Origin of the sequence: Vibrio sp. TRT 17S01 (assembly GCF_050113695.1) — a bacterium.
Lineage (GTDB): Bacteria > Pseudomonadota > Gammaproteobacteria > Enterobacterales > Vibrionaceae > Vibrio.
On record NZ_JBNJOG010000008.1, the window covers coordinates 157,374 to 171,251 of the forward strand.

The window sequence follows — 13,878 nt, forward strand, 5'->3', positions numbered from 1 at the left end:
TTCACAAACAAAACAACCAATCAGCCAACAAACTCTGCTCTTAATTTCAGAAAATGCAGGGAAGAGTTATTGCTATAAAAAACAAATCCATCATATATTGATAACCACACCCACCAGCCTATCTAAATGTTATTTAAGGAAAATAGTGAGTTCAAAAATAACCGTAAGAACTTATAGCAAGTATTCAAAAGGACATTCTCACAAATATCATCAAATCGTGATCCCGGCCAAAGGGTACATTGATTTAATCTTAGACGGAGAAGCTTGCACTATCGCTTATGGTGACTGCATCGTCATTAAATCCGGTTGCTTCCATGAATTTAAAGCACGAGAGGATTTCCGCTTTCTTGTCATCGATATTGATGAACTTCCCGACTTTCTGAGCCACATTCAAAGTGCCGTTATCCGACTTGATGAATCGGCCAATACGTTTGTTCGATATGTTGAAAAGCAACTTGAGGTAGATTCTATCGAAGAATTAGAAGAATCTATTTTGTCACTACTCTTCGCGATCCTTGCAAAACAAGATCTCGGGAATAAAATCGATTATCGGATCAAAAAAGTCATCCAATTTATCAATCAAGATTTATCCAAAAACTACTCCATTGAAGACTTGTCGGCTGTTGCATGCTTGAGCCAAACACAGTTCAAAGTTGTTTTCCGAAAAAATATGGGGCAAACGCCTTTCAAGTATCTTACGAAATTACGTATGGAGAATGCTAAAGTACTGCTCAACAATACTGACCTCCCAATATCAATAATTTCTGAAAAAGTGGGGTTCACTTGTCAGTCTTCATTCACCCGTTGTTTCAGTCATCATTTTTCTCAATCACCAAAACATTATCGTGCCAAGCGTTGAACTCTTTCTGAGGGGAAACGACGATAGAAGACCATGGCCAACGCGACAACAAACATCCCTACTATAGTGAGCAAACTGATTTGAGTGCCAAATAACGCATAGTCAAAAAAATATGCCAATAACGGTATCGCATAAAATAACACGCTAACCGATGTCGCCCCATCTTGCTTAGTCATGTACATCAGCAACAACAATGCTCCTACCGAAACCACCACAGACATCCAAACAAGTGATATCAAAAATTCTGGCGTCCAAATAATACTTCCCCCAACCAAAAAGTTGATCCCCATAAAAATGGGGGTGGCGAGTAAACTCTGGTACATTGCACTCAATAACACATGACTGACGATATCCGCTTGCAACACCGTACCAAACGTCATCGAAAAAAGAGCAGCAATGCCAAATAGCACTCCGTATACCGCTAACTGCGTGAGGTCTTTCGCACCATAAATCGAAATCACTAACCCGAGAAAACCCAACAGCAGCAGTGCCAGTTGACGACGACTGACTTGTTGCTTACATAAAAATGGGGTTAGCAGCGGTTGTAAGCCAAGAATTAGTGTCACCAATCCCGGAGAAATTCCGGTATCAATCGCCAAAAAATAAAATGACAGATAGCAAACTTGAATAAGTGCCCCTACCACCAGAATTCTTCTTAGCTCAGTTTTTGAAGGGCTACGAATCAATGACGGTTTACGGTAAGAAAAAAGCCAAAACAACACCATTAAACAACACATGGAAACCAAAGAGCGGGCAGCTAGAAAGCTCCAAACTGATGCATACTGAAGTCCGAACTTAACCACCACCGCACCACTACTCCACATAAAGAGAAATAGAAAAGGAGCTAACTTCTTCATACTCAAACTCATCCATTTAAACATTGAGGTTAAAGCCCATAACAATCTCTTAAATCAAAATAAGTTAGAGCTACGTACAACCACAATATAAACAATCTAATACTTATAGTTTGTGCTTAAAGGACGGTAATCTTTTGGGGAAAGACGGAAGTGACAACGCAATATTTAACGTCAAAGACATGAAGAACAACTCGAAAATTTAAAATCGAGCCCTCTAGGATCGTTTTTATATTCAATTTGGCTTGGAGTTAAAGTAAATAAACACATTGCTGTGCGATGGCGGATTTTTTGTTATTTGCCGATTTAATAGTATTTCTTGTGATAACACGCTTTTGGGCAAGAATGAGTTTCAGGAATTCTAATATTAGCTATTCATGAATAACTTTTTATAAGGCAAATTTGCCAATTAATACGCCTTCGTATGATGCGCACTTTATCTGCTTATATCTAATGCAGTTGCATATTCAATATTTATAGAATGTCCCGCTTTTGAGGGACAATTCAATGAAGTATCACGAAATGACAAAAAACTATATTTTTCGTGAGTTTGAATGTGGTTTATCCGTCGAGCAAGCTGCCGAACTTTGTTTTAAAAATGTGAGAACAGTCAAAGAACGGGATAAGGGAAAAACCATTCCACCGTAGTGCAAACGTCTTATGCGAATGACTAAAGATAGGGAATTGAGCTCATCTGCACAATGGGATCAATTTAAGATGCTCCACGACAGGCTAGAATTGCCGATGGGTTAATTGGTGATGGCTCAACAAGTTTTGACTGGTATTGCTCTTCTTGAAATTGGAGCTCTGACGGATTTAGAAGCTGCAGGCCAAATTCTGAAGTATGCGATAGCTCTGAAAGAAATGATGTAAAACAGGCTCCTTTTGGAGCCTTATTCTTTTTTATGCTTACAGTTCGAGCGTTCTATTGTCGTAAGGCAAATTCAAATTGTTTGAGATTTTACGCTCCGTCTAGTTTCGCTGACATTTGTTTAGCTCGAAACAATAGATAGCACTGCGATGTAAACGACAAAAAGCAATCGTTCACAAACATACTTTTACGACGGCCATAACATCCTGCTCAAAAGACGACAAAACATACTGATATTAAAATAGAAACATTTTCTAAAATGACTAATCAAATAACAGTATCGACGCTTCACTTAGCACAATAAAATGTTCTCTTGGTTGGGGACTTGAACTAAAATAATCTGCAAATCTATGGATAAAGAAAACTACAATGTCAAATAGCTTCTTTTTTTTACAAGTTGAGAAAAACAACAACAACTCTGGCTTACTAAGCACGCTTCAGCACTACGCAACAAGTGAAATGAAGCAGATGTATGTAATCGACCGCCCACTTGGCGACAATAAGTATTCATACAGCTGCGAGAAAGCATTTGTACTACTGATCCCAGAACATAAAATTGCCTTCGTTAATTTAGGCGAGCAAGATGATGTTTTTGAAGATTATGTTGAAGATTTTATTGAAGACTTAGGCTCAATTTCAGACAAGTTCCGCTACAAAGAGTCAATCGGACGACCACGTCAATGGAAGAGAAATCTAGTTGAACTTATCAATGCATCTGAGTTGCAAGACCTAGACGGTTTGTTGGATTCTATTTACCTTTCTGATCCATCTGACAAGCGAACCTCAGAACTGCTAATTTCATTATTAACAGGCAGTATCAATGACTCTTCAAAAATTACTACTGACGTGGCCCTGAGCACTTTAGACAAGATAAAACAAAAAATTGTCCTTTTCGACGGCGACCAAACGCGTTTTATCTATCAGAAGCCTGTCAATCACACGACGAGAATACAAGGCTTATCAGGCACGGGTAAAACAGAGTTGCTGCTTCATAAACTCAAAGAAATTTATACCGAGCCCGGCGAGGAGCAATCAAGAATACTCTTCACATGTCACAACCACATACTTGCATCTACGTTAAGAAAACGGATTCCCGATTTCTTTGATTTTATGAAGGTAGAACAACAAATTTTATGGCATGAAAGGTTATGGTGTGTGAACTCATGGGGGTCAGGTTATGACAAAAACTCTGGTGCATATGCATATATTTGTGACTTCTATGGCCTACAGTTTTACCGTTTTAGTAAGTTCAATAGCTTTGATAGTGTTTGTAAAATAGCAATTGAAGCTATCAAAAATCTTGGGTTAATCGAAGAAAAAGGCTATGCATTTGACTATGTATTGCTAGACGAAAGCCAAGATTTTCCAGAATCGTTTATAGAACTATGCCGACTGGTAACCAAAAAGCACATATATGTTGCAGGTGATATTTTCCAAAGCATCTTTGATGAAGACCTTATAAGTGAAATTACTCCCGACTTCCTACTAAGTAAATGTTACCGCACTGACCCAAGAACTTTGATGTTTGCTCACGCATTAGGTATGGGCTTGTTTGAAAGACAAAGGCTACGTTGGTTAGAAGAAAGAGAGTGGATCGCTTGTGGTTACACACCGAAACCAATCGGTCCTCTTTACGAACTAACAAGAGAACCCTTGAGACGTTTTTCTGATGTGATCGACAAAGATCATTCATCGGTCGAAATTGTACCAATAGATGAAAGCAAAACAGCACAACATATCATTGATAAGATTGGCGAAATCTTAGTAGAGCATCCATCGGCAACCGTTGATGACATAGGCGTAATCTTCATCGATTATGGCGACTATGTGTTTGATACTGTTGATAAGCTCTATTTCAATGTTATGTCGAAATTCGGCTGGAAAGTAAACAAAGCATTCGAAACTCGCTCAAAAATTAAAGGCGAACTATTTGTTAGTAACAAGAACCACGTAAAAGGGTTAGAGTTTCCATTTGTAATTTGTGTTACTAAAAAAATCACACGTAGTTTAAGTTATCGAAATGCTCTATATATGATGCTTACAAGGTCATTCTTGAACAGTTACTTGTTGATTACAGAGGGATCAAATAGTGATTTGCTACCAATCCTTCAAACTGAACTCGATAAGATAAATGAGAGTGGGAAATTAACGATCAAAACTCCTAGCGAAGATGAAGTTAAGGAAATCAAAACAAAGATAACTTACAAAGATGTTGAAAAGCCGTTTTACGACTCTGTATATGAAATCTTTGATGAGTTCATGATCCCAGAAGACAACCGAGATGAGTTGTTTGCTACTGTTAGCCAAATGACTAACAAGCGTTTCAATGCTAAGAAAGTTCGAGAAATCATTAAATTCAGTATCAATTTGCACTTGGATTGGGACTAATCGTGAAAAACTACGAAATCCCAATAGGTGATGAATACCTAAGCCTCTTTTTTACTCCGATTCGGAGCAAAAAACACGTAATCAAGTTGCTTATGAATACGATTAAGTACGTGAACAATTCTTTTATGCTGAGAGGTGAAAGGAATGGACTAATCAATATCGTTGTTGATGATATGAACCGCTTTATTTTCACGTCTACAGACAAGGTTTTTTCTATCAGGTCTCCGTTTCACGTTAGAAAGAAAGATGATCAAATAAGCTTCTACACAGACGAGATAGCTCTAATCGACAGTTCGATAACATCTAGAGTGTTAGCTGCCATTAATGACGACAGATTCGACTCGCCAAATTCGTTGGACTTCCTTTATCTACTTGAAGAGGTTTTTGGTGAAGGAGAAGTTGATACTTTCTGGTCTCTAATGATGATGCTTTTGACATTCGAGGATGGTTATCTTCGGTTTGATCATGACCCTGAACATGAAGATGGAAGGATGCATCCTTTGACCCACTTAGACATTTGTTACTCAACAGCCTCAACATACAAAATTGGGACTTACACAAGGCCATGTCCTAATTTCTTAAGTAATTTACTAAATACAAAAACTGAATCTGCCTTCATCGAAAGTCGTTAGGTGAAATTTAACCCGTAATACAACATGGGGATTCACAACGAACAGGATGAGAATGAGTAAAAGGTCTAAGCTACTTTGGGGCAAAAATAAGCTATTCAGTTCTAAGTTACCCAATAATAAAACTAAAAAAGCGAGCCACTAGGGCTCGCTTTTTACTATTAGGTTTAGAAATCTATTACAGTAGTTCTACCGACTGCTGCGCAATCACGAACTCTTCGTTGGTTGGGATAACCATAGCAACAGCATCTAGCAATTCAGATTTTGCGATAACGCCAGCGTTACCAAAACGTGCGTCTTCGTTGCCTTTTTCGTCTTCAACAAAACCAAGCAGTTTTAGGTTGCGCAGAATTTCACGACGAATTGGCAGTGAGTTTTCACCAATACCACCAGTGAAGATAACCGCATCTAGCGTGCTTAGTGGGATCAGGTAAGAACCGATGTACTTAGCAACGCGGTAAGTGAAGACTTCAAATGCGAGCTTGGCACCTTCATGGCCATTTTCCATCGCTTCTAGAATGCCACGTGCATCTGAAGTTAAGCCAGAAACCCCTAAGAAGCCAGACTTCTTGTTTAGCGTTTCAAACACTTTCTCTGTCGTCCAACCTTTTTTGATCAGGAACTCAATCACGCCTGGGTCCAAGTCACCAGAGCGAGTGCCCATCATTAGGCCAGCCAGTGGTGTAAAGCCCATTGAGGTGTCAACTGAACGGCCATTTTCAATCGCACAGACTGACGCGCCATTACCTAGGTGAACCGAAATAAAGCTCGATTGCTCAACAGATTTGTTCAGCATTTTCGCCGCTTCACGACTTACGAAGTAATGACTAGTGCCGTGGAAACCGTATCGACGGATGCCGTACTCTTTATACAGTTCGTTAGAGATAGCGCCAGTAAATGCTTTTTGAGGCATTGTTTGATGGAACGCGGTATCAAATACAGCAAATTGAGGAAGGCTTGGAAACGCTTGCATTGCCGCTTCGATGCCTTTTGCGCCTGCCGGGTTGTGGAGCGGAGCTAGATCAGACAAGCTCTCAATTTCTGCTAGAACTTCTTTATTAATACGAACTGTAGAGGTGAACTTCTCACCGCCATGTACGATACGATGTCCCACGGCAACCAGATCATTAGTAAAACCGAGTGTTTCAATTAAGCCTACAATTCGGTTAATCGCGTGCTGGTGATGGTTGTCCGGTGCTGAAATCGGTTCTTCGGTTTTCTCACCGTTGTATTTCCAGCTAATTACCGCTTCAGGTAAACCAAAACACTCTCCTAAACCACTAACAATGGCTTCACCAGTATTAGAATCAATAACAGCGAATTTGAGAGAAGAACTACCTGAGTTGATAACCAGCACAAACGAATTTGACATGGGGGTATGTATCCTGTTGCAGACTGAACTATAGAAGCCGTGAACTTCATTGTTTGTATGATGTCATTATTCAATAAATTTTGAATCTTTCAACTTTCTTTTATAGACTCAACAAAACAAACAGTTTTTTCTTGATCTAACGCAATTCTCGTTTTTTTTTGAACCCAGAATTAAATCTACACGATCACAGTTATGACAATGGATTGAGTACATATGCATATGCTCAATCTCAACCACTTCTATAAATTCCATTAAAAAATAGTTGAATACTCAACTCAACGTATAAGAAAAACTTTGGTTACCTTCCAGCTCAGGTTAAAATTATAGTGTCTCATAAGATGCGGAGTAATTTATGAATATTGGCGCTGTTGCAAAGTTGACCGGGCTTTCCAGCAAATCTATCCGTTTGTACGAAGACAAGGGTATTATCAGCCCACCGAATCGTTCTGATGCTGGATATCGAGAATACAGCGAGAAGCATATTCAGGAACTGAATTTGGTTTCGCGAGCAAAAAATGCAGGCTTCTCTCTTGCCGAGTGTAAAGAGTTCGTTTTGTTAGCCCAAAACCCAAACCGAAAAAGTAGTGAGGTTAAGGCTCGGACATTGGAAAAGCTTGAAGAAATTAGTGTAAAGATCCGTGAGTTAAAGGAAATCGAGAAACAACTCAAGAGCTGGGTTTCTGCGTGCCCTGGTGATTCAGGTAGCCACTGCCCTATCATCGAAGACCTAACAAAATAAAGGCCTAGCAAAGCTAGACCTGTTTCTTCAATTGAGTTAATGGTAAGTGCACATGCGCTTACCATCCATTTCTATAATATTGAAAGGCGTTTCATAGATGGACTCCAGAACGTCACTTCGAATCACTTCTTCTACGGTTCCATTGGCAACAACCTTGCCCTTTTTCAATGCAATGATGATATCGGAATAACACGCGGCGAAGTTTATATCGTGAATCACAACCACAAGCGCTTTATTCAACTCGTGGGCTAACCGTTGCACGTTACGCATGATTTGCAACGAATGCTTAATATCTAAATTGTTTAATGGCTCATCGAGAAATACATAATCTGTATCTTGTGCGATCACCATGGCAATAAATGCCAATTGACGTTGGCCACCACTCAGCTCGTCTAAGTACTTATCTTGAATATCGGTTAAGTCTAGGTAGTCTATCGCTTTGGCAATGACCTGTTTGTCTTCTTCTGTAAGCTTACCCTGACTGTAAGGGAAACGACCAAATGCAATCATTTCTCTTACTGTAAAACGCATGGTGATGTTATTCGCTTGGCGAAGAACGGCTAAACGCTTAGCCAGCTCTTTTGTGTCCCACTCCGCCAGTTCCTTGCAGTCAATATGTACGCTACCACTATCCTTACTGACTAAGCGACTTGCCATAGATAGCAGTGTGCTCTTTCCGGCGCCATTTGGCCCGATAATGGAGGTGACTTTGCCTTTTTCAAACTCAGCACTTGCTGTATCAACAACAGCTGACTGCCCAAAAACTTTTGTAAGACCTTTTAATTTAATCATGGTAACACTATACAATCCGGTTGCGCAGCAGCATTGACAAGAAGTAGATGCCACCGACAAAGTTAATCACTACGCTCAGCGTGGTTGAAAAGCTAAATAGATTTTCAACGATCCATTGCCCACCCAATAAGGCAACAATTGAAATCAGCGAACAGCCAATCAATAACACTTTATGTTGATAGGTTTTGAATGCTTCCCGAGCTAAATTGGTTACTAGAAACCCAAAGAACATGATCGGCCCAATCAGTGCCGTTGAAATCGCGATGAGTATTGCAGAAAGCATCAATACCTGACGCGTCACTCGCTGGACATCTAACCCTAAACTGGTTGCGTTATCTCGGTCTAACCAAAATACATCGAGCTTGCGACGCAAGTGAAACAATGCCGCACTAACCAACAGCAACAACGGAGTACATAAATACACTAGCTCCACTTTAACGTTATTAAAGCTCGCGAACATGTTGTCTTGTACTGCCGCGAACTCATTTGGGTCCATCAACATGATAAAAAATGAGGATATATTGCTAAATAACTGCCCCAAAATCACACCAAGCAACAATAAAACCATTAAGTTTTGCCGTTCACCACGGAAGTAAAAGCTGTATAGCAAAAATGAAAAGCCTAACATCACCACCACTGACAGCGAGAAGTTGGTATAGGCATTCAACATAAATGCACTCAATCCACCAAATACCGCGACAACAACAACTTGGGTAAAGAGGTATAGCGAGTCAAACCCCATGATACTTGGCGTTAAAATACGGTTGTTGGTGATTGTCTGAAACGCAAGCGCAGACTGACCAATAGCAATACCCGCTAAAGCCATAGCCAATACTTTGGGTACGCGACGAGATAAGAAGTACTGGTAGTTATCAGCGTTCAAACCAATACCAATAAACAAGCCAGCAAATACGATGGCTGCGAGAGCTAATACGATTAATTTATGCTTATCCTGCACGACGTTGACCTCGCAAGATAAAGAAGATGAACACACTGCCACCGAAGATACTGATGATCATCGAAATAGGGATTTCATATGGGAAAATAATCACGCGCCCAATCAAATCACAGCCGAGTACGATCAATGCACCTAAAATTGCGGTAATTGGAATGTTTCGCCTTAGATTGTCACCGAAATAATGGCTGACTAAGTTAGGCACAATCAGCCCTAAAAATGGTAATTGACCAACAATCATCACAACACTGGCCGACATCACGGAGACCAGTAAAACACCAATAACCAATACCTGTTGATAGTTAAGCCCGAGGTTAACAGCAAAGCCCTTTCCAAGCCCGACCGCAGAGATTCGCGTCGCGAACATGTAGCTGAAAATCGCTACAGGTAACGCGATATAGAGTAGCTCGTAGTCACCTTGTAACAGGTTGGCAAAGTTCGCAACGGCCCACGCAGACACGTTTTGTACCGCATCATATTTGTAAGCTAAAAAGGTCGCTAAAGAATCAACGACACCGCCATAAATGATCCCGATTAATGGTACAAAAATCGCGTTTTTAAACTGGATACGATTAATAAACTGAATGAACAGTAAAGTGCCCGCCATCGCGACTAAAAAAATCAGCCAAAGCTGTTCACCGTCACCAAATAATACCAAGCTAAGCACATAGCCAAACATGGCACATTCGATCGTTCCTGAAGTAGAAGGCGCTGCAAAACGGTTTTGACTGATTTGTTGCATGATGAGGCCTGCAATACTGAGCCCTCCCCCTGCTAACAAAACAGCGACAAGTCTTGGAATACGACTGGTGATCATCAGGTGCCATGCATCTTCATCACCCGATAACAATGCCCCTAAATTTAAATCGCCTACCCCCACAAAAAGTGAAGATAGGCTCAATAAAATCAGGAGCAGCAATAACTTCTTCAAAGTTAACCTCTGCTTAAACCCTTCGAATTACATACTTAACGATGACTTCACATCATCAATCATCTGTTCAGTTGCACGCATACCGGCAATGGACAAGTACCATGCATTGATGTCTAGATAGGCCATGTGCTTGTTTTGGTATGCTTTCGTCGCTTTCACTAAATCATTTTCAAAGTCACGCTCTGTTGTGCTTTTGCCTTTATTGATCAGCTTGTCTTTATCGATGATCAATAGCGTGCTTGGATTTTTATCTTTGATGAATTCGTAAGAGATCAGATCACCGTGGCGACTCTCTTTTATGCCTTCCACCGTTTCTTTGAAACCAAAATCTTTGTAGATAGATGCAAAACGCGATTTAGCACCAAATGCTGTAATATTGCCACCAGCACTCATGACAGTTAACGCATCCACATTATTCGTTTGGTTGTATTCACGAATGGCCTTGAAATCCGCATCAACTTGCGCGATTTTCTGCTCTACATAGTCCTGCTTATCGAAGACCTTACCTAGATTACGCCACTGTTGCTGTGTGCTTGCCCAGTAACCTTGTTTGCTGTCTGCGGCATATACAATCGTTGGTGCAATTTCAGATAACTCATCGTATTTGCTTGCACCACGGGCACCGACAATAATGAGATCTGGCTTTTGCGTAAAAATGGTTTCGTAGTCAGGTTCAAACAAACTACCAGCCGAAACATAGTCACCTTTGCGGTACTCAGCTAAGTACTCTGGAAACATACTTACCGTAGAGATTGCTACTGGCTCCACACCAAATTCTTTTACGGTATCCAGCGCACCTAACCCGATAACCACAACACGCTTTGGTTGGGTCTCAACCGTCGTTGTTCCCTGTGCATGGGTTATTTCAATTTGCTCAGCCTGAGCACCGAATGACATCAGTCCGGTAACCAATGCAATTGCTGATAATTTCATATCTCGACTCCATTAATACAAACGCAATGCATTATCATTTAGATTTCTATTGGTGTCATCTGCTATTTACGTTCTTTACCTTTGTAGGACAAAGTGTGTGAAGTTTGTATTGCGAGTCGACGATCAAAAAAGCCACCTTGAATACAAGGTGGCCTACGTAGAAGTTTGCTCAGTGGGATTTAAAAGAAATCAATCGATGATCGGCCATTCGACTTTGGCTTATTCTTTTGTTTCGGCTGTTTTTTCTCTGCTTTTTTGCTCTGGGCGTTTTTCTTATCTGACTTTTGGCTCTGTTTAGGTTTTGGGGTTTCTAGGACTTCAACAGGTGGAGTGTCACAAACCACCACATAATACTCTTGATTGAATTCAAAGAAATCGCCATCGTACATCTTCCGGCGTTTACGTGTCTCCAGTTCCCCGTTAACCGCAACATAACCTTCTGAGATGAGGTGTTTCGCTTCACCACCACCGCCAACTAAATTAGCAATTTTAAAGACTTTATAGAGCTCTATAGGCTGAGATGAAACTTCGATACCAATCGCTTCAATTTCAATCTCTTCTGCTTGTTCTGCCTGATGATCTTGGCTCATACATTGCCCCAATTGAAAAAACACGAGTCTAGCGGTTATCTTAGTAAAAATATAGCGCTTCTTACCTACACCTGACCTGTAGCTCTGCTACGCACATAATTTTTTCATAAAATTCAACGACACTTAATTTAAGCCAAACAACAGCTAGATCACTGACCCCGCCTTAAATCAAGCACCTTAAGCTGACAAGCAATTGACGCATATGACACTTTCATGACGATTTTTCCTTTAAGGAAACAACGCTTTTCCACCTTTTCCGTCAGCTTTGACCTACATTACTCTCCTAACGGAGTTGGTACACAAGGACCTTTGGTTAATAACAACGAGAATATGGTCATGTCATTTACAAAAACACTTATTATCGATACTCAGCCCATCATGCGTGAAGCGCTTGAACAGATTGTTTACGATTCTCTGCCACAAGCTCAAGTCTTTCAGGCTAACTCAGCAACTTTTGGTGTTCAGCTGATCCGCAACCACGATATTAAGTTGGTGATACTTGATGTTGATTTAGATAACTCTGATGGCTTCGAATTTGTACGTAGAGCACGTGCCCATGGTTACCAAGGTAAGATTTTGTTTATTTCTGGTAGCAAGCATCCAATGTATTCAGATACCGCTTATAAACTTGGTGCAAATGGTTATGTGGCTAAAACCGAATCTGCACTGGTGTTAAAAGAGGCGATCATCAGCGTTGCCAGAGGCTACTCTGTCTTTAAACATGAGCAACACAAAACACGCCGAAATATCGCACTTTCCAACCGAGAAACGGTTGTGTTTAATTATTTGATGAAGGGCTACACAAACAAGAAGATTTCAGAGCTTTTATCACTGAGCTCTAAAACCATCAGTACTTATAAGTCACGCATTCTCGACAAATACAATGTGGGCTCAATTGTTGAACTTATGCATCTTCAGGATCATGTAGTTTGTGGGGCTCAAACAGATGATGCGTCAACTTCTTAACCAACAGTTGGTGTAGCGGGTTCCCTCTATTGGCCAATTTATAATTGGCCACAATAGACAGCCGACAGTTTCGCTGCACTGACTCTGGAAGTTCTTCCCCAACGAGATTGTCGGGTAAATAATGTGAATAAGGAAATAGCGTTGCACAACCCAGTTTTTCAATTGTCTTAAACAAACAACTGGTGCTATCGACCGTCGCTATTTTCTTAATATCATACCCTGCTGCGACCAATGCTTGCTTGGTGACTGCCTTGTTATTCAACCACCCTTTCATTTCCATTAAAACAAAGGGCAACTTCAACTTTTCTTCCAGACTCAGGTCACCTAAAGAAGCCGGTGTAACGATCACACCCCGGTAAGCACTGAGTGGTTGTTGATAGATGGTTTTGGTCTGCGCTTCATTAAAATAGTGAATACCGACATCAATTCGGTCTTCAAGAATGTACTTAGCCGTTAGATCATGCCATGAGGTGAGCTTAATCGGTGCATTGGGAAATGTATTAAGCAGATCAATTAAAATCTGGTCTCCTAATATACATTGAGCAATATCCGGTAGTGCAATGACAATTTCTTTCTTATGACTCTTTGGATCAAACGCTTCTCGAGTTAATGCAGTATCAATCAATTGCATCCCTTCCGAGATTTTAGGTAGCAATTGTAGTGTATATTCAGTGGGCTCAAATTCATGCGCTCCGCGAACAAAGAGTGGGTCCCCTAACTGTTCACGAAGTTTCGCTAATTGCTTACTTACTGCACTTTCCGTTTTACCAAGTGATTTTGCCACTGGCTTTAAGTGACGATACTGATCAAGAAGTGTTAGCACCTTTAAGAGGTTCAAATCCAATTGAGATTTCATTGCTGCTCCGCGCCCTAAATTAACAGCCAACGTGTTGTCATCATGCGAGTTTACGAGATAAACCGCGAGCTTGCCCTTTGGAAAAACAATTATTGATTGCAGTCTCACAATCGGTGTGTTTTCCGTTTATTAATTGGGACGGA

Annotated in this window: 13 protein-coding genes and 1 pseudogene; 6 read left to right on the forward strand and 8 right to left on the reverse strand. The window is 40.6% G+C overall.

All coding sequences use genetic code 11. From position 1 onward, the window contains the following. Positions 1-145: 145 nt before the first annotated feature. Complete coding sequence (locus tag ACQEXS_RS14185) at positions 146-859, forward strand: helix-turn-helix domain-containing protein (protein ID WP_427014265.1); 714 nt, start codon at positions 146-148, stop codon at positions 857-859. Here the strand turns inward: ACQEXS_RS14185 and ACQEXS_RS14190 are convergent. Further along, positions 841-1,716 carry a DMT family transporter gene (locus tag ACQEXS_RS14190; protein WP_427014266.1) on the reverse strand — a complete coding sequence of 292 codons (876 nt, stop codon included), beginning with the start codon at positions 1,714-1,716 and terminating at the stop codon, positions 841-843. The genes ACQEXS_RS14185 and ACQEXS_RS14190 overlap by 19 nt on opposite strands. Positions 1,717-2,220: 504 nt before the next feature. Between ACQEXS_RS14190 and ACQEXS_RS14195 the strand changes: the two are divergent. The 3 genes and pseudogenes from ACQEXS_RS14195 (at position 2,221) to ACQEXS_RS14205 (ending at position 5,604) form a co-directional block, all read left to right on the forward strand. After that, positions 2,221-2,586: pseudogene (locus tag ACQEXS_RS14195) on the forward strand (regulator). 367 nt (positions 2,587-2,953) lie between these two features. Next, the gene (locus ACQEXS_RS14200) at positions 2,954-4,972 is read left to right on the forward strand and encodes a DEAD/DEAH box helicase (protein ID WP_427014267.1); all 2,019 of its coding nucleotides are present in this window, start codon (positions 2,954-2,956) and stop codon (positions 4,970-4,972) included. 2 nt (positions 4,973-4,974) lie between these two features. Beyond that, a complete protein-coding gene (locus ACQEXS_RS14205) occupies positions 4,975-5,604 on the forward strand; it encodes a hypothetical protein (RefSeq protein WP_427014268.1) in 630 nt (209 codons plus the stop codon). Positions 5,605-5,779: 175 nt separating this feature from the next. On the opposite strand, the gene ACQEXS_RS14210 is transcribed toward ACQEXS_RS14205, so the two are convergent. Further along, the gene (locus tag ACQEXS_RS14210; protein WP_367990080.1) at positions 5,780-6,973 is read right to left on the reverse strand and encodes an acetate/propionate family kinase; all 1,194 of its coding nucleotides are present in this window, start codon (positions 6,971-6,973) and stop codon (positions 5,780-5,782) included. Between the two features lie 352 nt (positions 6,974-7,325). Here ACQEXS_RS14210 and cueR point away from each other — a divergent pair, with 352 nt between their 5' ends. After that, the gene (gene cueR, locus ACQEXS_RS14215; RefSeq protein WP_367990081.1) at positions 7,326-7,712 is read left to right on the forward strand and encodes a Cu(I)-responsive transcriptional regulator; all 387 of its coding nucleotides are present in this window, start codon (positions 7,326-7,328) and stop codon (positions 7,710-7,712) included. Between the two features lie 36 nt (positions 7,713-7,748). On the opposite strand, the gene vctC is transcribed toward cueR, so the two are convergent. From vctC to ACQEXS_RS14240, 5 genes are all read right to left on the reverse strand, one after another. Next, positions 7,749-8,504 carry an iron chelate ABC transporter ATP-binding protein VctC gene (vctC, locus tag ACQEXS_RS14220; RefSeq protein WP_427011360.1) on the reverse strand — a complete coding sequence of 252 codons (756 nt, stop codon included), beginning with the start codon at positions 8,502-8,504 and terminating at the stop codon, positions 7,749-7,751. A 7-nt stretch (positions 8,505-8,511) separates the two neighbouring features. Beyond that, complete coding sequence (locus ACQEXS_RS14225; protein WP_427014269.1) at positions 8,512-9,462, reverse strand: iron chelate uptake ABC transporter family permease subunit; 951 nt, start codon at positions 9,460-9,462, stop codon at positions 8,512-8,514. Continuing rightward, positions 9,452-10,390, reverse strand: a complete 939-nt coding sequence (gene vctD / locus ACQEXS_RS14230) for an iron chelate uptake ABC transporter permease subunit VctD (protein WP_427014270.1) — start codon at positions 10,388-10,390, stop codon at positions 9,452-9,454. Before vctD ends, ACQEXS_RS14225 begins: the two co-directional genes overlap by 11 nt. Positions 10,391-10,417: 27 nt before the next feature. Beyond that, entirely contained in the window at positions 10,418-11,323 is a 906-nt protein-coding gene (locus ACQEXS_RS14235; protein WP_427014271.1) for a siderophore ABC transporter substrate-binding protein, read from the reverse strand. Between the two features lie 179 nt (positions 11,324-11,502). Then, positions 11,503-11,913, reverse strand: a complete 411-nt coding sequence (locus ACQEXS_RS14240; protein ID WP_427011364.1) for an RNA-binding S4 domain-containing protein — start codon at positions 11,911-11,913, stop codon at positions 11,503-11,505. 336 nt (positions 11,914-12,249) lie between these two features. Between ACQEXS_RS14240 and ACQEXS_RS14245 the strand changes: the two genes are divergently transcribed. Continuing rightward, positions 12,250-12,879: a response regulator gene (locus ACQEXS_RS14245; RefSeq protein WP_427011365.1), complete on the forward strand. Its 630-nt coding sequence runs from the start codon at positions 12,250-12,252 to the stop codon at positions 12,877-12,879. Here the strand turns inward: ACQEXS_RS14245 and ACQEXS_RS14250 are convergent. Next, positions 12,818-13,735: a LysR family transcriptional regulator gene (locus ACQEXS_RS14250; RefSeq protein ID WP_427011366.1), complete on the reverse strand. Its 918-nt coding sequence runs from the start codon at positions 13,733-13,735 to the stop codon at positions 12,818-12,820. The genes ACQEXS_RS14245 and ACQEXS_RS14250 overlap by 62 nt on opposite strands. Between the last annotated feature and the right edge of the window lie 143 nt (positions 13,736-13,878).

Bases quoted from the DNA above. Each gene is read 5' to 3' on its own strand.
- ACQEXS_RS14190 (WP_427014266.1), bottom strand. From the start codon at position 1,716: ATGAAGAAGTTAGCTCCTTTTCTATTTCTCTTTATGTGGAGTAGTGGT.
- ACQEXS_RS14200 (WP_427014267.1), top strand. From the start codon at position 2,954: ATGTCAAATAGCTTCTTTTTTTTACAAGTTGAGAAAAACAACAACAAC.
- ACQEXS_RS14210 (WP_367990080.1), bottom strand. From the start codon at position 6,973: ATGTCAAATTCGTTTGTGCTGGTTATCAACTCAGGTAGTTCTTCTCTC.
- cueR (WP_367990081.1), top strand. From the start codon at position 7,326: ATGAATATTGGCGCTGTTGCAAAGTTGACCGGGCTTTCCAGCAAATCT.
- vctC (WP_427011360.1), bottom strand. From the start codon at position 8,504: ATGATTAAATTAAAAGGTCTTACAAAAGTTTTTGGGCAGTCAGCTGTT.
- ACQEXS_RS14235 (WP_427014271.1), bottom strand. From the start codon at position 11,323: ATGAAATTATCAGCAATTGCATTGGTTACCGGACTGATGTCATTCGGT.
- ACQEXS_RS14240 (WP_427011364.1), bottom strand. From the start codon at position 11,913: ATGAGCCAAGATCATCAGGCAGAACAAGCAGAAGAGATTGAAATTGAA.
- ACQEXS_RS14245 (WP_427011365.1), top strand. From the start codon at position 12,250: ATGTCATTTACAAAAACACTTATTATCGATACTCAGCCCATCATGCGT.
- ACQEXS_RS14250 (WP_427011366.1), bottom strand. From the start codon at position 13,735: ATGAAATCTCAATTGGATTTGAACCTCTTAAAGGTGCTAACACTTCTT.